The 19,763-nt window shown below is 41.7% G+C and carries 14 protein-coding genes; 8 read left to right on the top strand and 6 right to left on the bottom strand.

What is annotated here, in order from left to right; all coding sequences use genetic code 11:
• Positions 1-644: 644 nt before the first annotated feature.
• Genes hutU through hutH form a run of 3 tightly spaced genes read left to right on the top strand, consistent with a single transcriptional unit; the run spans position 645 to position 5,082 of the window.
• Positions 645-2,321 (top strand): urocanate hydratase, encoded by a 1,677-nt coding sequence (hutU, locus tag MKZ26_RS09490; protein ID WP_340765955.1) that lies wholly within the window; start codon positions 645-647, stop codon positions 2,319-2,321.
• Positions 2,318-3,577: an imidazolonepropionase gene (hutI, locus tag MKZ26_RS09485; RefSeq protein WP_340765954.1), complete on the top strand. Its 1,260-nt coding sequence runs from the start codon at positions 2,318-2,320 to the stop codon at positions 3,575-3,577. The genes hutU and hutI overlap by 4 nt, the downstream gene beginning before the upstream one ends.
• Positions 3,578-3,603: 26 nt before the next feature.
• A complete protein-coding gene (hutH, locus tag MKZ26_RS09480) occupies positions 3,604-5,082 on the top strand; it encodes a histidine ammonia-lyase (protein WP_340765952.1) in 1,479 nt (492 codons plus the stop codon).
• 98 nt (positions 5,083-5,180) lie between these two features.
• Here hutH and MKZ26_RS09475 read toward each other — a convergent pair whose 3' ends face one another.
• Positions 5,181-6,419: an NAD(P)/FAD-dependent oxidoreductase gene (locus MKZ26_RS09475; protein ID WP_340765950.1), complete on the bottom strand. Its 1,239-nt coding sequence runs from the start codon at positions 6,417-6,419 to the stop codon at positions 5,181-5,183.
• Positions 6,420-6,536: 117 nt separating this feature from the next.
• Between MKZ26_RS09475 and MKZ26_RS09470 the strand changes: the two genes are divergently transcribed.
• Positions 6,537-7,424 (top strand): 5'-3' exonuclease, encoded by an 888-nt coding sequence (locus tag MKZ26_RS09470; RefSeq protein ID WP_340765949.1) that lies wholly within the window; start codon positions 6,537-6,539, stop codon positions 7,422-7,424.
• A 767-nt stretch (positions 7,425-8,191) separates the two neighbouring features.
• Here MKZ26_RS09470 and MKZ26_RS09465 read toward each other — a convergent pair.
• From MKZ26_RS09465 to MKZ26_RS09450, 4 genes are all read right to left on the bottom strand, one after another.
• Positions 8,192-9,499 (bottom strand): sensor histidine kinase, encoded by a 1,308-nt coding sequence (locus MKZ26_RS09465; protein WP_340765948.1) that lies wholly within the window; start codon positions 9,497-9,499, stop codon positions 8,192-8,194.
• Between the two features lie 1,133 nt (positions 9,500-10,632).
• On the bottom strand, positions 10,633-11,145 hold the full coding sequence (locus tag MKZ26_RS09460; RefSeq protein ID WP_340765947.1) for a C39 family peptidase: 513 nt from the start codon (positions 11,143-11,145) through the stop codon (positions 10,633-10,635).
• Positions 11,146-11,784: 639 nt separating this feature from the next.
• Positions 11,785-12,249, bottom strand: a complete 465-nt coding sequence (locus MKZ26_RS09455; RefSeq protein ID WP_067206293.1) for a histidine kinase — start codon at positions 12,247-12,249, stop codon at positions 11,785-11,787.
• Between the two features lie 116 nt (positions 12,250-12,365).
• Positions 12,366-12,686 (bottom strand): thioredoxin family protein, encoded by a 321-nt coding sequence (locus MKZ26_RS09450; protein WP_067206296.1) that lies wholly within the window; start codon positions 12,684-12,686, stop codon positions 12,366-12,368.
• A 215-nt stretch (positions 12,687-12,901) separates the two neighbouring features.
• Between MKZ26_RS09450 and MKZ26_RS09445 the strand changes: the two genes are divergently transcribed.
• The 3 genes from MKZ26_RS09445 to MKZ26_RS09435 all read left to right on the top strand — a co-directional run bounded on the left by MKZ26_RS09445 (position 12,902) and on the right by MKZ26_RS09435 (position 18,643).
• On the top strand, positions 12,902-15,286 hold the full coding sequence (locus tag MKZ26_RS09445) for a 3-hydroxyacyl-CoA dehydrogenase/enoyl-CoA hydratase family protein (protein WP_340765946.1): 2,385 nt from the start codon (positions 12,902-12,904) through the stop codon (positions 15,284-15,286).
• A gap of 32 nt (positions 15,287-15,318) precedes the next feature.
• Positions 15,319-16,494: an acetyl-CoA C-acetyltransferase gene (locus tag MKZ26_RS09440; RefSeq protein WP_340765945.1), complete on the top strand. Its 1,176-nt coding sequence runs from the start codon at positions 15,319-15,321 to the stop codon at positions 16,492-16,494.
• Positions 16,495-16,855: 361 nt separating this feature from the next.
• Complete coding sequence (locus MKZ26_RS09435) at positions 16,856-18,643, top strand: acyl-CoA dehydrogenase family protein (RefSeq protein ID WP_187046785.1); 1,788 nt, start codon at positions 16,856-16,858, stop codon at positions 18,641-18,643.
• 41 nt (positions 18,644-18,684) lie between these two features.
• Here MKZ26_RS09435 and MKZ26_RS09430 read toward each other — a convergent pair whose 3' ends face one another.
• Positions 18,685-18,819 (bottom strand): hypothetical protein, encoded by a 135-nt coding sequence (locus tag MKZ26_RS09430; protein ID WP_340765943.1) that lies wholly within the window; start codon positions 18,817-18,819, stop codon positions 18,685-18,687.
• A gap of 525 nt (positions 18,820-19,344) precedes the next feature.
• Between MKZ26_RS09430 and MKZ26_RS09425 the strand changes: the two genes are divergently transcribed.
• Positions 19,345-19,704: an arsenate reductase family protein gene (locus tag MKZ26_RS09425; RefSeq protein ID WP_067206307.1), complete on the top strand. Its 360-nt coding sequence runs from the start codon at positions 19,345-19,347 to the stop codon at positions 19,702-19,704.
• The last annotated feature ends 59 nt before the right edge of the window (positions 19,705-19,763 follow it).

The following is a 19,763-nucleotide window of genomic DNA, read 5'->3' as shown; positions in this document are numbered from 1 at the left end:
TGAAGAAGCGACTTCGCTGATAGTCTATTTGAGAAAGCGCATTTCATTAGCTGTGATGAAATCCGCAACCTAGAGTGTGTCTTTCTTGACTATAGCAAGCAACTGCAATTTTCGCTTGAACGTTGTAGGTATGCGACAGGCAACTAATCGCAAAAGGACGACCAAGGAGGAATGAACTGCAATTCCTCCCCAATAGGTAAAACTGTCGTGATTAGTTTAGCCGAAAGCGAGCTGGAAACGAACTAGTCCAAATGAAAAATTTTGTGCCTACATTATTAGTATCTTTTGAAAGAAAATGGTTAATCAACAGACGTGTTTATTGGATATAGAATTGTCGCTGTTGTAGAGTATCCAATTCCTGTTGTACGGTTCGTACTATGGATTACTCAGTTTATCAAAGCCACTCTAACTATATATCCGGTACTACTTACTTGGAATCAACTGGGTTGTATACCTCGCTAGTTTAACGAAAAAAGCGGTGTTAGAAGAACATTCTATTTATTAAGAGCCGACAATATAGTGACTTCACTACTTTATCTCACTACAATAGCACCCTATTAGCACGGACTAAATTTTCTGAATACCGAACAATAAAGCGCTTTCATCGTGTACGATACTAGTAGAATAGTAAGGAGGGGTTCATAGTGGGGAAAGCATTTGAAAAAGTCATTCGTTACCGTGGGACTGAGTTGAACACAAAGGGGTGGCAGCAGGAGGCGGCGCTTCGTATGCTGATGAATAACTTAGACGCGGAAGTGGCTGAGCATCCGGATGACCTTGTTGTTTACGGTGGCATTGGAAAGGCGGCACGAAATTGGGAGTCGTTTGACGCAATTGTCCGCTCGTTGAAAGAACTTGAAAATGATGAAACATTACTTGTGCAATCTGGGAAACCGGTTGCGATATTTAAGTCACATACAGACGCACCGAAAGTATTGATTGCGAATTCGAATCTGGTACCTGCCTATGCCAACTGGGAACATTTCCATGAACTCGATAAAAAAGGGCTCATGATGTACGGACAAATGACGGCGGGAAGTTGGATTTATATTGGTTCGCAAGGAATCGTGCAAGGGACATACGAAACGTTTGCGGAATTGGCGAAACAGCATTTCGGAGAGTCGTTGAAAGGGACAATTACACTAACTGCCGGACTTGGAGGCATGGGTGCTGCACAGCCGCTAGCGGTAACGATGGCCGGGGGAGTTTGTATTGGTATCGAAGTGGATGAAACGCGAATTGATCGCCGAATTGAAACACGCTATACCGATGTGAAAACAGATTCACTTGAAGAGGCGATCCATCTTGCTGAAGAAGCAAAAAAAGAGGGCCGTGCACTGTCGATCGGTCTGTTAGGTAATGCATCGGAAGTGCTTCCTGCGATGCTTGCGATTGGATTTATCCCAGATGTGTTAACTGATCAGACATCTGCACATGATCCGTTAAACGGTTATATCCCATCTGGTATGTCACTAGAGGAAGCCGCGAAACTGCGCGCTGAAAACCCGGAGGCGTATATCAAACGGTCGAAAGCATCGATGGCAAAACATGTTGAAGCAATGCTTGACATGATGGATAAAGGTGCAATTACGTTCGATTACGGTAACAACATTCGTCAGGTGGCGAAAGATGAAGGCGTAACTCGCGCATTCGATTTCCCAGGATTTGTTCCCGCCTATATCCGTCCACAGTTTTGTGAAGGAAAAGGGCCATTCCGGTGGGTTGCTCTATCAGGAGATCCTGAAGATATTTATAAAACAGATGAAGTTATTTTACGTGAATTCAGTGACAACACACATTTGTGCAACTGGATCCGAATGGCGCAAGATAAAATTCAGTTTCAAGGACTGCCGTCACGGATTTGCTGGCTAGGTTACGGAGAACGTGCCCGCTTTGGAAAAATCATTAATGATATGGTCGCTTCGGGCGAATTAAAAGCACCGATTGTCATTGGGCGAGATCATCTCGACTCGGGGTCAGTTGCATCGCCAAACCGCGAGACGGAAGCGATGAAAGACGGTTCGGATGCAGTAGCTGACTGGCCGCTGTTGAATGCAATGATTAACGCAGTCGGCGGAGCTACTTGGGTTTCCATTCATCATGGGGGCGGCGTTGGCATGGGTTACTCCGTTCACGCAGGTATGGTTATTGTCGCGGATGGAACCAAAGAAGCAGAAGCTCGAATCGAACGTGTATTAACGACAGATCCAGGAATGGGTATCGTCCGTCATGTTGATGCGGGCTATGAACTTGCCGAAAAAACGGCGCGGGAAAAAGGGGTCAACATTCCGATGATGGCAAAAGAGGCGATTGAAGAATGACAAAAATTATATGGATTAAACATGCAGCGCAACTTGCGACGTTAGCCCAAGCTGGTACAGCCCCGCGAATAAAAGAAGCGATGAATGATTTATCAATTATAGAAGACGGCAGTATCTGGATAGAAGATGGGATCATAAGAGCAGTCGGCACGACTCAACAATTAGAAGAGCAGTTCAAAGACCGCGCTCATGAAGCGGAAATCACAGACGCAACTGGTCATCTCGTTACGCCAGGCCTCGTCGATCCGCATACACATGTCGCCTATGGTGGCAGTCGCGAACGTGAATTTGAAATGCGACTTGAAGGTGCGACCTATATGGAAATTATGAATGCAGGTGGCGGTATTCATGCGACAACAAAAATGACTCGTGAAGCAACTGAAGATGAACTTGTTGAGCAGACCAAGAAACGCCTTGATTCGTTTCTTAAACACGGCGTCACAACTGTCGAGGGGAAAAGTGGGTACGGCTTAGATTTGGCAACGGAACTAAAACAGCTCCGTGTCATGAAACGCTTGCAGCAAGAACATGCGATTGACCTTGTGCCAACGTTCATGGGTGCACATGCAGTGCCGACAGAATTTAAAGGTCGGGAAGACGAGTATATAGATCTTGTCGTCAATGAAATGCTTCCTGCTGTTGCCGATGAAAAGCTTGCGGTATTCAATGATGTATTTTGTGAAGTTGGTGTTTTCACGCCTGAACAATCACAACGGATTTTAGAAGCAGGGAAAAAGTATGGTCTGACACCAAAAATCCATGCGGATGAAATTGAACCCTATGGCGGCGCGGAACTGGCGGCGAAAGTTGGAGCGATTTCAGCAGAGCATTTATTGAAAGCGTCTGATGAAGGAATTAAAGCGATGGCAGATGCCGGAACAATCGCTTGTTTATTGCCAGCAACCGCCTTATATCTTAGGGAGCAAGCAGCACAAGGGCGCAAGATGATTGACGCTGGCGTACCGGTCGCGATATCGACAGATTGTAATCCCGGATCTTCACCGACGACATCGATGCCACTTGTTATGAACTTAGCGTGTATATCGATGCGACTAACACCGGCAGAAGCGCTTACTGCCGCGACGTATAACGCGGCTTGTGCAATCCAAATGGCAGATAAAACAGGATCATTGGAAATAGGTAAACAAGGGGATGTCGTTCTATGGGACATTTCAAACTACCAAGAACTTCAATACTTGTTCGGGGTGAACCATGTTAAGTCCGTCTGGAAAAAAGGTATAAAAGTCGTTGGATGATTAATATTAATTAAAGGATGGTTGTCATGATTGAATTAACAGGATCGTCACTAAATCTGGCTCAAATGAACGACATCATATATAAAAAAATCGGGGTTTCATTGAACGATGAAGCCTTGGAACGTGTCAATAAAAGCCGGGCTGCGGTCGAGAAAATTGTTAGGGAAGACCGGACCGTATACGGGATTAATACGGGGTTTGGTAAGTTCAGCGACGTTAAAATCGATGAAAAGGATACGAAAGCATTGCAATTACACTTGATCCGATCGCATTCATGCGGCGTTGGAGAAGCGTTTCCTGAAACTGTGTCGCGTGCAATGGTGGTACTACGTCTGAATGCGCTTTTGAAAGGTTTCTCCGGAATCCGTGCAGAAGTGCTAGAACGGTTTGCTTATATGGTGAATAATCGCATTCATCCGGTCATTCCGCAGCAAGGCTCACTTGGTGCATCAGGTGATCTGGCGCCATTGTCTCATCTCGCGCTTGTTTTACTTGGCGAAGGATTTGTCTGGCAAGACGGCTTGCACGTTCCAGCTGCAACTATTTGGAATGAGCATGGCATGTCGCCAATTGTGCTCGAAGCGAAAGAGGGGCTAGCGCTCATTAACGGGACGCAAGCAATGACTGCGCAAGGCGTTGTCAATTATTTGGAGGCAGAATCACTTGCGTATGCTAGCGAGTGGGTTGCTGCAATGACAATGGAAGCACTCTATGGAATTACGGACGCATTTCATCCGGCGATTCACGAAGCGCGCGGTTATCCGGAACAAGTGGATGTGGCGGCGAGGATGCTGGATTGGTTGAAAGGGAGTCGTCTGACAACCATTCAAGGCGAAAAACGTGTCCAAGACGCTTATTCAATTCGTTGTATTCCACAAGTGCACGGCGCGAGCTGGCAAGTACTTGGTTATGTAAAAGAGAAGCTAGAGATTGAGATGAATGCCGCGACGGATAATCCACTTATTTTCGATGATGGCGATACGGTTGTATCTGGCGGTAACTTCCATGGTCAACCGATTGCGTTTGCGATGGACTTCTTGAAGCTGGGCGTAGCAGAACTTGCAAGTATTTCCGAACGTCGTATTGAACGGCTCGTTAATCCACAATTGAATGAAGGATTGCCGCCGTTCCTGAGTCCAGAACCTGGGTTACAATCGGGTGCAATGATTTTACAATATTCAGCAGCCAGCCTTGTTTCTGAGAATAAAACACTTGCACACCCGGCGTCCGTTGACTCGATTCCATCGTCTGGCAACCAGGAAGACCATGTATCAATGGGAACAATTGGTGCTAGGCACGCGCATGCTATCATAAAAAATGCGAGAAATGTACTCGCAATTGAAGCGCTTTGCGCACTGACAGGCTGTTCCATTAGAGGGGCAGAACAAATGGCACCAAAAACCCGTGTCAAATTCGACCAATTGCTGGAAATCGTGCGACCAATTGAAGAAGATCGTATTTTTACGCCGGATATTGAAAAGCTTGCTCAATTTCTGATCGGATAACTAGCAAAAACCGAAGCGGATTGTAGTGGCTTCGGTTTTTTGTATTGTCTCTCTATGAGAACTTTGAATTTTTTACTCGTTGTCCTCTTGTTCATTGGTCAGTCAATCCCGCTTCTTCCACCGGCTAAAGCGTTTGCGGAGCGTTCGAGTTGAACGATATGCGCATCAGAATTGGCTTTGCCCGTCATAATATCAGCGAGAATTTTTGAACCAAGCATACTGTAAACAGTTCCATTACCTCCATAGCCAAGTAGATAATAATGATTTCTTTTTGATGGATGCTCTCCGATGAATGGTAAGTTGTCCAGAGATTCTCCAAATGTTGCACAATAAGCGTAGTCAATTTCAATCGGAAGTTCGGGGAAAAGTTCTTGCAGCTGTTTTTTTAAGATAGCACCGTGCTTCATAATCGATTCATTTGAAAGAGGGGCTTGGGGTTCGTCCTCATCGAGCCCACCTACAATGATTCGGTTGTCCTCCGTTGTCCGCATATAGAGATACGGACGCTTTGATTCCCAAATGAGTGCATTTTCATGCCAAATCGGGGAAGCATCTAGTGGTTCCGTGACAATGACGTATGAACGGTTAATGTCGGCACCAATTCGTTTTCCTACAGGAAGCGTCTCGTATCCAGTTGTAAAAAGAACATTATCCGCATAAAATTCCCCTGCAGATGTGGAAATGTGCAACAGTCCATTTTCGTCGTTTATGCCCGTCACTTCTGTAAATTCGAAGAGATGGACGCCCATTGATTCGACCAATTGTAATAGTCCGTTGACGAATTTGTAAGGGTTCACTTCAGCATCACCGTATGTCACGATTGCTCCCGGTTTCGAAAACGGCAGATGCTTACAAATTTCTTCCTCGTCCCAAAAATCGCAAGGAAATCCATAATGCGTTAATGTATCATATTCTTTCCTAATGCGTTTTAAATCATTGTCGTCACTTGCATAATAAATGCTTGGCCGACTGATGAAATCAGAGTTAAGCGGCAGTCGTTCAGCTGTCTTTTTTAGGTTTTCCATTGCTTCCAAGCATAACTGATAAAAACGTACAGCATCCTTTTCTCCAATTTGTTCGATTAATTCATGGAGCATGATGTCATTTGAATATTGAAGCAATCCCGTATTTGCCATTGTGCTGCCAGTAGCCATCTGCCGCTTGTCTAGCACTGCGATTGAAAGACCTTTGTCAGCCAATGCAAGTGCCGAAAGAGCTCCCGACATCCCTCCACCTACAATAATGACATCATAATGTGACGCGATTTCTACTTTTTTTCGTTCGAGGGGAATTGGCATCGTTTCTGGCCAATACAATGAACCTTCGTGAATATGCATACTTACAACCTCCTTTATGAAATCTATTATTCTTTACCCGCAAACTACTGATTGAAAGCATGTTATCATTGATGAAGTTCTACTAATAAAGTTTGGCAGATGGAGGAAGAAGATTAAATGACTATAGAAGAAAAACCACATATTTTAATAATCGACGGAATGGCACTCTTATTTCGCTCCTTTTTTGCAACTTCGGCGATGGGGCATTATTTCCCAAATGACGCTGGAATTCCGACGAATGCAGTGCAGGGGTTTGCCCGTCATACTATGACAGCGACCTCGATATTCAAACCTACACATATGGCGGTTTGTTGGGATATGGGCGCGCAAACGTTCCGCAATGACTTATTTGAAGGATATAAAGCAAACCGGCCTGCACCGGCGCCGGAGCTCGTACCGCAGTTTGATATGGCAAGAAGTGTTTCTGAATTAATTGGTTGGAAAAACTACGGAGTGCCAGGCATGGAAGCAGACGATCTGATTGGTTCATTCGTTCAGGCTTGGGAGGGGAAAGCGGAGATTACAATTGTGACTGGCGATAAAGATATGTTGCAGTTGCTTAGACCGGGTGTCCGTATTGCATTTACGAAAAAAGGTTTTAATGTTTACGATATTTACACAGAGGAACGTTTCATTGAAGAGTATGGAATTACACCTATCCAGTTTATTGATACAAAAGCATTCACTGGGGATACAAGTGACGGCTATCCTGGAGTGAGAGGCATCGGACCAAAAACTGCACTTAAACTCATTAAAGAATATGGATCGGTGGAAGGCGTGATTCAATCATTGCATGAGTTGACGCCGGCAATACGCAAGAAAATCGAGGAAGAGATGGACATGCTCTTATTATCCAAAAAACTTGCAGAAATCCATTGTGAATTAAAAATGGATGATCCAATCGAAACCCTGAAAATACCTGTTTATGATGGAGTTGTAAGGGAACTGATAGATAGAGAAGGTTATTCCATGATTGTTAGACAAGCGGATTCGCTATTTCTATAAATATACGAGGGGGACGCATGTGGAAAATGGTCTTGTTCTTCATAGTTTCAGGAGGGATTCCCCATAGAAGTACTGCTTCTTCCGGCGTCATATAATTATTTATGTTAAACATCCTCTCATCCTCTATTTCATTTAGATTGAACGTATTCGAAGCCCACTTTACTGACGGAGAATAATCAGTCTTTCGACTAATGACATTCGGACGGTTGGTGTTTTCAGCTGGATTATTATCGATTTCAATTCTGTAGCAAATGATGAGGTATGAGTTCAGTACTTGCCATCAACGAAAAACACTAAAGCTGCTTGTGACACTAAATAAAATAGCCATCTATACGATTATAATAATCGTATAGATGGCTATTTGTCATGCGTACCGTGATATGCTTTATTTTTTTTTTTACTTGGGACGTGGAAATCTGTTGGCAGGGTCTTTTGCGTCTTTCTTCGATTGAGAGAAAAGCAATTTTTTCGACCAATCACGAAGGGCTTAATTGCTCGTTCACTTCGATTATTATGCGGCCATTCTGTTAAAAGCACACTAATCCGTGCCAAAAGAGAAGTAACTAAAGGATTACTTGAGTTTAAGAAATGGAGCTAAATACTTCCGTGAATTGGTGTTATGTCTACTAGACATGAATACGGAATACATATGAATAATCATTCGAATTAAGAAAGCACAAAATAAGAAAATTAGTAGCATAAACCAGCGAGATAAATGAAAAAACTCCCCACAACTAGTAGTAGGGAGTTTACACTTTCATTCAAATTTACTTTAGAGGGATTCCCACAAGGGCTATAGTCTCTAAATCATTTATTGAATCAATTGAGATCTCCCCATTATATCTATTCACAACTTCCTTCACTATAAATAAACCTTGCCCTCTTATCTTTCCTTGTTCTGCATTTTTTGTTGAATATCCTTGTTTAAAAATATGTTCATTGTCACTAATTTTAGGTCCAGTATTCGTAATCTTAAATAGATACTGCGTAACATCCGTTTGACAGCTAATTGTTATTTTACGTTCAGCTACAGGTAATGCAACTGTTGCATCAATTGCATTATCAATTAAATTCGACAGTATTATGATTAAATCTGTTGTTTTTATTTTATCGAATGCATCATGAGAAACCGTAAAATTCATATCAATATGATAATTTTGTGCAGCCAGTTTCTTTGTTTGCAGTAAGATTGAAAGACCAGGATGATCTATATTTAGTTTGAGAGTTTCTAGCGCCAGAACTTCTTTAGACAAAGATGATATGTATTGCTGAGCTTGCTTAGATTCCCCTAGTTGAAGTAGCCCATGTAAAACCTGAATATGATTGGTGAAATCATGTCTTAAAGAAGATATGGAAGTGATTAACGTTTTAAGTTCAGCTTGGTATGTATCTTCTGTATAGCCGACTTCCTTTGCCACTTCTTGTTGATACCATCTTTGCAAAAATAAAAAAGATCCGATTACGACCAAAATAAAGGCGCCATTAAAGACGAAGAGAAGGATATTATTTTTCAGTACCGTCCCTTTAATATAATCAAGTGTATCAACACTAATATCGATACCTAAGTATCCCATGACAATTCCTGCTTCATCCTTTATAGGCACTCCAACAGAAAGAAAAGTGCCATAAACGGCATCCTCAATTACATCTGTAATATATGTATTTCCTTCAAAGGCTATTTTGACCTGCTTTTCGGGCACTGTACCAATCGATCCAATGCTATAGCTCTCTTCTAATTCCTTGGGTAATCCGCCTATCATTGAGTTCGATACTATTGGATTATCGATTTTCAGTGTATACACAAATAATGCACCCAGTTTTTCTCTTGCATCAACTAGGTAGTTTGTTAATTCCCAATAATAGTCGTTTTTCGCAGGATTATTCAAAAATTTCTGATACGTTTCTTTGTCTATTGCAGACGCAATGGATTCTGCTGCTGCAAGACTTTGATTGGCGATTGACTCTTCAACTGTCTTTTTTATCTTCACGTAAGAGGTAAAGACATTTAAACTTGTAAACAACAATAACAAGATAGCAGATAATACTAAAATAAGTTTAATTTTACGATTTTTCATAAAAACTAGTACTTCCTCATCTGTTTTAATTGAAAAGCATAGATTATCCGAATCTACTATAAAATATTCTTTTGCCTATGAAATTAAAAATTATCTTATCACAAATAGCATGACTATCATATTTTCTTGAAGATATTACTTGTTTAACCTACTGTAATAGAATCACGAAATCTAATAAGGTCAATCGCTTCCCATTAGGTTCGATGTTTGTTGAAGGTAATATGATATCGCGATTGAGTTCTTCACTTTCATAAGTGTAGCCATTTGTGGCAGTACTAATGACCGTATATAAACCACTTGTGACATTTGAAACATTGATGTAAAAGTCGTTTTGATATTCATTATTTGTTGGACTCACTTCAAAAGCTGCTGATAAATATTCATTGATAGTTCTTTAGGTGAATTGACTTGTCCCTCGACTAAAGCGGAATAATTCACTGTTAAAATAGAAACGATTAATAGAATTGTTTCTATACTTAACCACCTTTTTCATCATAAGCATCATCACCATAAGATTATTATAGCAATTTTTGGAGTATTTACCTAATCGTACTATACCAATTGATGTTTTTCTTAGTGAGTAACAAAGCTAACTACTTCCGTGAACGGGTGTTATGTCTACTAGGGGGGATGCAGCATTCGAACTGGAATTAGAGCACTTTCCAATCTAACAAAATACTCCATATTTATATTTGCAATTTCTTTAGATGCGTTAAACCTACTACCTATTTAAGGTCGTCAATGAATCAATATATTTCTAAAATTAACAATTTAATACATGATAAATAGTGCATTATGTGAAACAATGTCAGGATAGTGTTGTAGTAACTCATGATTATTTGGTTAACTAATTTAAAATAGGCGGGAACTATATATGTTGAACAAATAAATACGGCGTATGCGCTTTACAAGGGCTTTTGGAAGGCAACTGAAAAAGCCCTACTACTTGGAATGAATTAGGATTCCCACTAATACCGCTTCGCCGCTTTGTGGATGCCTCCCGCTGTCGTAAAAACGCTCGTACAGCTAGGATCAAAAGTTTGGCCACGCTAAGCAGATGTTAGCGTATATAGAAAAATGAAAAAATCCTTATCCAAGTCAGAAACTGATTCGGGTAGGGATTTTTGGATTTACTATTCAGTAGGCTCAATCTTTATAAAAGATAAAATTGACCTATTTTTCTTATAGGAAATATGCCGGACCTGGCTATCCCGGTTTCTTCCCCCGTTGTCATGAATAAAGAGATAAATATCGTCAGCTGTCTCTTCATAGCCTATGACAGGTACCCAATGATAGTCGAATCCATACTTGCCGCGCCAACGAAATGTAAACCATTTATCAAATTTTGCAGCGACGGGCCGGCCGTTGTCGAGTTGTCTTTTCACTTCATCAATCGTGCATCCCGCAACTGTCCATTCTACTCCAAGCATTTTGCGCATATTTCGGATGAAGCGGTATTTGAATAGACCAATTTTTGTGCTACCTAGGAGACGATATAATTCATTTGTTGTGTAAGGGCACCCCTGTGGAAAAAGATGTTGAGTCATTACAAATGCTGTTACCGGTCCGCATGCTGATGATCGAATCGATTGTTCAACGTCCTCATCGAATTGGGATTTTCCTTTGACGTTCAATATAGTTTTCATTCATCTGCCTCCAGAAAAAGCTCTTCACTAAGCGTTAGGGAAGAGCACTTAGAATAGCAAAATTTTATTATATATGTTGAATTAAAGAATCCTATTGAATCTGCCGTGGCGCTCAATAATGAGAGAGTTATAATTCGGGGTATGGATTGTAGAACGCTTGGCGCTTTGGGGATGCCTCTCGCCGCAAGCCTGGATTAGCGCTTCGCATCCAGTCTTACGGCTTCGGCGATCCCTTTGCCGCGCCTGCGCTAGGGTGTTCATTATCGAGAAAAATATGATTTTGAGATGTATATAATGTGATTACTTTGTGCTACTAATTCTATTCAAGAAAGACACACTCCAGGTTTCAGATTTCATCGCAGTTAATGAAAAGCTTATTCTTACATAGACCATCCAGCGAAGGCGCGACTTCGTGGTAGCCGGAGCGATAAGACTGAAAGTGGTCTCCTTTCTGGCTTATCGCGGGAGGCATCCACAAAGCGCCGAAGCGGTATTAGTGGGAATCCTAATTCACTCCAAGGACTAGGTTTTTTTCAGTGGCCACCCAAAAGCCCTTGTAATGCGCATACCCCGTATTCATTTGTTCAACATATGTAGCAAGTGAAGGTATTCAAATTTGGTAGAAAAAAACTCACTTCATTAAAACAATTGAAGTGAGTTTTCTGTTTCGTTAAGTAGTACTGCTAATGAAGTTCTGAAGTTTACATAGGTTTCAATTTCCAAGTGGATGCCGGCGGATACGATTTCTCTGACAATCCTCGGATTAAAACCGACAAAAATCGGACGTACCCCCATCAGTTTCAACGTGTTATTCAGTTGATTGATTTCAAGAGTAAGTATATTAAAATCATATTCCTCAACGTCTTTGTGGCCTACCCCGGTGAAATCGAATACTGCACACACCGTACTTCTATGAATTCCAACATAATCGAGGACGCGGGTGCGGATCAAATTAAAACGATCTTGGCCGGTGTGACCCGAAATCGGGACGAGTATCGTATTTTCGACGATTGAAGGAATGATTGGTGCTGATGTTTCTAGTATAATCTTTTCATAGGAAGCAATTTTAGCTTTAAGCAGTTGGATTTCATTCTCGTAGTCCACTAATACACACCTCGTTATCATTTTTTCTAGTATACTTCATCTAGATAAAAGGTGCACCGAAAATGAAAAAACGGATAGACATAAGTCCATCCGTTTAGGTAAAGCTTCTATTACAGTTACGCTTTTACGCCTTCAAGGAAATCCGTCACTTGTGATGGCGATTTTGCATTTGCACTATGCAGATGCGCTTGCTTTTCACCGTTCTGGAAAATCAGTAAACTAGGAATTCCCATGACGTCATACTTATCAGCGATTTCCGGCAGTACGTCACGGTCGACATCATACCATGTGTATTCATCATATTTCTCGACGATTGGATCAATAAACATATCCATGCGTCTGCAGTCAGGGCACCATCCTGCCTGGAATTTAACAAGTGCTTTAGAATCGCCGGCAATAATTTCATTAAACTGTTCAACTGTTGTAATTGGTTTCATAATATATATTGACCTCCTTTATATGGACAGTGTACAACGTAATCACTTTAGTCGGGTAATGATATGTTTCAGATAGGAAGTTGAAAAAATATAGATTTAAATATTGCGAAAACTAGCAATATGTTCTACACTGAGAGATATAGAAACGGTTTCTATTTTTTTTGCCCATTAAATGAATGAGTGTTCATTCAAATGAAAAAAGGGAGGCTTCGCAAGTGACTTATCAAATTAAAAAAGCGGCAGTTTTAGGTTCAGGCGTTATGGGTTCGGGTATTGCAGCTCATCTCGCTAATATAGGAATTCCAGTTTTACTTTTGGATATCGTTCCTGGAAAGTTAACTGAAGAGGAAGCTACAAAAGGGCTTACGCTTGAAGATGGCATCGTACGCAATAAAATTGCAGCAGGTGCTTTGCAGAAACTAGTGAAACAAAAACCTGCACCCCTAACGAAGAAAAGTAATCTGTCCCTTATAGAAGCAGGGAATTTCGAAGATGATCTGGATAAATTAAAAGATGTTGACTGGATTATTGAAGTGATTGTTGAAAATCTTGATGTTAAAAAAGGTTTGTATGAAAAAATAGATGCAGTTCGTAAACCAGGTACAATCATCACTTCAAATACATCGGGTATTAGTATTGAAGCGATGGCGGCAGGACGTTCGGAAGATTTCCAAAAACATTTCATGGGCACACATTTTTTCAATCCACCGCGTTACTTGAAATTACTTGAGATTATTCCAGCGAGCACAACGGCTCCGGATGTTATAGAGTTTATGACCCGTTTTGGTGAAGATACGCTTGGTAAGGGAGTTGTCATTGCAAAAGATACGCCGAACTTCATCGCAAATAGAATCGGTACATATGGCCTTCTTATCACATTACGCGAAATGGAGAAACGCGGCTATTCGATTGGAGAAGTTGACTCGGTGACGGGTACCTTGATTGGCCGCCCTACATCGGCAACATTCCGTACGCTTGACGTTGTTGGACTAGATACGTTCATGCATGTGGCGAAAAACGTTTACGACAAGACGGAAGGCGAAGAGCAAAAAGTGTTTGAATTGCCGCCATTCATGAAGAAAATGATTGATAATGGCTGGATTGGTGCTAAAGCAAAACAAGGATTTTATCTTAAAAAAGGGAAAGAGATTCTTGAACTAGATACAGAGACATTTGAATACAGTCCAGCTAAAAAGTTGAAAACACCTTCTATTGAAATGGCTAAACAACAAAAAGGACTTGCTAATAGAGTGAAAACGCTCGTCTATGCGGATGATCGCACTGGTGAAATCTTGTGGAGTATCCTGTCACCAACATTGCTTTATTCTGCAGAACTAAACGGTGAAATTGCAGATGATATCGTTGCAATCGACAATGCCATGAAATGGGGCTTCGGATGGCAACAAGGACCATTTGAAATCTGGGATGCAATCGGCGTAGCAAAATCTGTTGAGAAGATGAAAGATGAAGGCGGGAAAGTTCCAGCATTCGTTCAAAGTTTGCTCGACAAAGGCTATGAAACTTTCTATAAAGAAGAAGACAGTGAACTTTACTTCTTCGATGGAGAAGAATACAAGCTTGTTCCTGTTAATGAAAAAGTAATCGACTTGAAGCGCTATAAGCAAAAACATGGCGTTATCAAAAAGAATTCAGGCGCTAGTTTAATCGACCTTGGCGATGGTGTGGCACTTCTTGAATTCCATTCACAATCGAATTCAATTGGTCCTGACATCATTCAAATGATCAACTTCGCCGTTGATGAAGTTGAGAAAAACTTCAAAGGGCTTGTCATTGGAAATCAAGGCAAAAACTTCTGTGTGGGTGCAAACCTAGGAATGATTCTTATGGAAGCGCAGGATGACAATATCTTTGAACTTGATTTCACTGTTCGCTCATTCCAAAACGCCATGATGAAAATCAAGTATTCCTCAAAACCTGTTGTTGCAGCACCATTTGCAATGACGCTTGGGGGAGGGACTGAGGTTTGTCTACCGGCAGCTCATATTCAAGCTTCAATGGAAACGTATATGGGACTTGTTGAAGTCGGCGTTGGCTTGATACCGGGTGGTGGCGGAAACGTAGGACTTTATACGAAACATTTAAAAGGATTGCCAAAGGGCGTTCATATTGACTATCAATTTGTTGCCAATAAAGTTTTCGAATCAATCGCGACTGCGAAAGTGTCTACTTCGGGAGACGAAGCACGTGAAAATAACTTCCTCGATTTCGCAGATGGTATTAGTGTCAATGCAGATCACTTAATCTATGATGCGAAACAGGCAGCTATTGCATTGTTTGACATGGGTTATAAAGCACCTAAACGTGAGAAATTCCCTGTTACAGGTGATTCGGGTTATGCAACGATGCTTCTCGGTGCAGAGGGCATGTTCCTATCTGGCTTTATCAGCGAGCATGATCTGAAAATCGCGAAGAAGCTGGCGTTTGTTTTATCCGGCGGAAAAGTACCATACGGAACACTTGTTGACGAACAATATATGTTGGACCTTGAACGTGAAGCGTTCCTTAGCCTTGTGGCGGAACCAAAATCACAACAGCGTATGCAACACATGCTCGTAAAAGGTAAACCGTTACGTAACTGATTTAAAGTGCATAGCAAAGAGGAGGAAATTCAATGCGTGAAGCAGTACTAGTAGCCGGTGCACGGACACCGGTGGGAAAAGCGGGTAGAGGTTCTCTTGTAACCGTACGCCCGGATGACTTAGGGGCACTTGTAATTAAAGAAACGTTGAAACGTGCTGGGGGCTATGATGGCCCAATTGATGACTTAATTATTGGTTGTGCGATGCCTGAAGCTGAACAAGGGATGAACGTTGCGCGAAATATTGGTGCACTTGCAGGTCTTCCTGATACGACGCCTGCAATTACGGTAAACCGATTCTGTTCATCAGGTCTTCAATCAATTGCTTATGCAGCTGAACGCATCATGCTCGGTCACTCGCAAGCAATTATTGCAGGCGGCGTCGAGTCAATGAGTATGGTACCGATGATGGGGAATACAATCCGACCGAATGCTCACTTAGCAGAAACGGCTCCACAGTATTATATGGGAATGGGTCACACTGCTGAGCAAGTTGCAGTAAAATACGGTATCACGCGTGAAAAACAGGATGAATTTGCTGTACTGTCTCACAAAAAAGCAGGTGCAGCGATTGCAGCTGGAAAATTCGATGATGAAATCGTGCCAGTCGAAGTCGTGAAGCGTTCTGTAGATGATAACGGAAAATATAGCGAGAAGAATTTCACATTTAAAATGGACGAAGGAGTCCGTCACGGAACAAGCGTAGAGGGATTAGCGAAATTGCGTCCGGCATTCTCCGTAACAGGTACTGTTACGGCAGGTAACTCGTCACAAACATCAGACGGAGCAGGCGCAGTACTTGTGATGGACCGCGAAGTGGCAGAAGCGCAAGGCTTGAAGCCAATGGCGAAATTCCTGTCATTTGCTGTAGGCGGCGTGCCACCTGAAGTGATGGGAATCGGCCCAATTGTAGCCATTCCAAAAGCACTTAAAATTGCAGGGCTTTCTATTGAGGATATCGATGTATGGGAGTTAAACGAAGCGTTCGCGTCTCAGTCACTTCAAGTTATCCGTCATTTAGGCCTTGATATAGATAAGGTGAATTTCAACGGCGGAGCAATCTCCCTCGGGCATCCACTCGGAGCAACAGGATCTATCTTAACAATTCGTATGATGAGTGAATTAAAACGTCAAGGTAAACAATTCGGAGTCGTTACAATGTGTATCGGCGGCGGAATGGGTGCAGCCGGCGTGTTTGAGCTTTTGTAAACACTATATATTCGGCACCACTTATTTAGAATTAACTAGGTATGGTGAACTTATGATTCTATCTACTCTCCAGCGAAGGCGACTACTGGGGTAGCCGAAGCAATAAGACAGACAGTGGGTTTTCGTCTGGCTTATTGCGGGAGGCATCCCCTAGCGCCAAGCGTTCTTAGCAGGATTTTTTATTTCATGGTATACCTCACCAGTATAACGAACAAATCTAGCGTGAGGCCATCACCAAGCGACAAAGCGGTGTAGGAAGAACATTCTATTTATTAAGTGCTGACTATCTAGTAAACAAACCAGTGAATTTTATATTAATAGCGGATATGCAAACCCTTAAGATTAAAAGGAGGAAACAACATTGACTGAATTAAAAACAAACGAACTGATTAAAGGTGGAGCTTTTCTAACGGAAGACATTGAAGCAAACCGTGTATTTACGCCTGAAGATTTTACTGATGAACAGAAAATGATTGCGAAAACAGCAGAAGACTACGTGAAAAATGAAGTTCAACCTGTTGTCGAAAATCTTGAAAACCATGAATTCGAGCACTCTGTAAGACTACTGAAAACTGCGGGGGATCTTGGGCTTCTAGGAGCGGATGTTCCAGAAGAATATGGTGGCCTTGGACTCGACAAAATCGCGTCTGCACTTATCTCTGAAAAGATGTCCGTAGCAGGCGGATTCTCGATTACTCATGGCGCACACGTTGGTATCGGAACCCTACCAATCGTACTTTTCGGAAATGAAGAACAAAAGAAAAAGTATTTGCCAAACTCTGTATCAGGTGACAAAATCTCTGCATATGCACTAACTGAGCCAGGTTCTGGTTCTGACGCATTGGGTGCGAAAACAAATGCGAAATTGAATGCTGCTGGAACACACTACATCTTAAATGGTGAAAAACAGTGGATTACGAACGCAGGATTTGCAGATATTTTTGTTGTTTACGCGAAAATCGATGGCGATAAGTTCTCTGCTTTTATTGTTGAAAAAGAATTCCCAGGTGTATCTGTCGGAGCCGAAGAGAAAAAGATGGGTATCAAATCTTCATCTACTCGTACGCTAATCTTACAAGACGCAGTAGTACCTGTTGAAAATCTGCTAGGTGAAATCGGTCGCGGACACATTATTGCATTCAATATCTTGAACATCGGCCGCTACAAATTAGGAGTCGGCACAATGGGAGGATCTAAACGTGCGCTTGAGCTTGCAATTACTTATACAAATCAACGTCAACAGTTCAAAACACCAATTTCTTCATTCAACTTGACGAAACAAAAACTATCAACAATGGCATCTAAACTGTATGCGGCTGAAAGCTTGATTTACCGTACAGTTGGTTACTTTGAAGAGCGTCAAAGCCAGTTGAGTCTTGAAGAGCAAAAAGATGGTAAAGCAATTGCGGCAGCAATCGCAGAATACGCAATCGAATGTTCTATCAATAAAGTCGTGGGATCTGAGGTATTGGATTACATCGTTGACGAAGCAGTTCAGCTTCACGGCGGATACGGCTTCATGCAAGAATATGAAGTAGAGCGCATTTATCGTGATTCACGCATCAATCGTATTTTTGAAGGGACGAATGAAATCAACCGACTGCTAGTACCTGGTACATTCCTGAAAAAAGCAATGAAGGGCGAATTGCCATTGCTTCAACAGGCGCAAGCACTTCAAGAAGAACTTCTTATGATGATGCCTGAAGAAATCGGTGACGAAGCACTTGCACAAGAAAAAGCACTTGTGAAAAATGCTAAGAAAATCGGTTTGCTTGCTGCTGGTCTTGCTGCACAACGTTTTGGCACGAAGCTTGAAGCAGAGCAAGAGGTACTTGTAAATATTGCAGATATCGCTAATAATGTTTTTGCGATGGAGTCTGCACTTCTACGTACAGAAAAAGCAATTGCACGCAGCGGAGAAGAAAAAGCGCAACAGAAAATCCTTTACACACAAATCTTCTGCCAAGAAGCATTTGAAGAGATTGAAAGAGATGCAAAAGAAACACTTCTTGCGGCTGTCGATGGTGATAATCAACGCATGATGATTTCAGCGCTGCGTAAATTGACTCGCTCGAATCCGTATAATATCATCGCTAAAAAACGCGAAGCTTCAGTTAAGCTAATCGAAGCGGAGAAGTATATCGTATAACACGTCTGTAGATTAAAATTACCTTGATCACACACTGGGCGTTACGTGTATAGTTGTTTTTGTATCGCTTTGAATTGAACAATTTCAATACCATTATCGAGATGTATTGATAAGTAGGGATGCGACTCTGTCGCATCCCTACTTATTCTTTCGGTAATCGCATTGTTTTTGTTCATTTGCCGCTCTCGAAAGACATTGATACAAGAAGTGCCGAAGCTTTTTTGGACGAAAGAATGGCTAGCTTCTCACCTAGAGATTAGCGGTCAAAGATATAATTTTGACCGCTCAATCCTTCTCTATAGTATCTCCATATTTATTTTAAGGAATTGTCAATTTCCTATAAGGCATCACATAATCTTTGCAAAAGTAAGCAAAGAACGCAATGTACAACGTGCGAGAGTGCCCGAAATTGCATCTTCGGGCACTTACAATCTCTATAGAAAGTCATCTTTTCTATTCTTTCAAAGCACCTGCCCCACGGTAATAATATCGTAATTAATTCGGCGAAAGCGGGCCGAAAATAGTAAAGGGTTATAGCGGTTTTCAAGCCCTGCTCGCTATCGTATTATGCAAGTCAATAATTAATCGACAGACGTGATTGTTTAATGAAGTAAAATTGCCGATCTCACTTTGACGTCCAGGTACCAATAGGCGCCCAGGTGTTTTTTCTGTTATAATGGCGAAAATGGAGGCGTTGCGGTATGGGATTAGTTTATTACGGTTATCCAAAGTGCGGGACATGCAGGAAAGCAAAAAAATGGCTTGAGACGAACAACTTGGACTTTCAGGAAGTGAACATAGCGGAAGCTCCTCCTTCAGTAGAAGAACTTGGCAAAATGATTGCGGCATCGGATTTGGAGTTGAAAAAGTTTTTCAACGTTAGTGGGACGAAATATAGAGAGCTAAACTTGAAAGACAAATTGCTCACAATGACAGATGAAGAGAAAATTAGCTTGCTGTCATCTGACGGTATGTTGATTAAGAGACCAATTGTCTTCGGTGATGGTAAGGTGACTGTCGGATTCAAGGAAGAAGAGTTCGACAAAGTATGGACTAACTGATTTCCTATCTTGTCTTTATTCGAGAAATATGACAGAATTGAAGAGAATGAAACTATTTA

Source organism: Sporosarcina sp. FSL K6-6792, assembly GCF_038004885.1.
Taxonomy (GTDB): Bacteria; Bacillota; Bacilli; order Bacillales_A; family Planococcaceae; genus Sporosarcina; species Sporosarcina psychrophila.
Note: the sequence above shows the minus strand (reverse complement) of the source record. Positions and strands in the feature narration are given on the sequence as shown.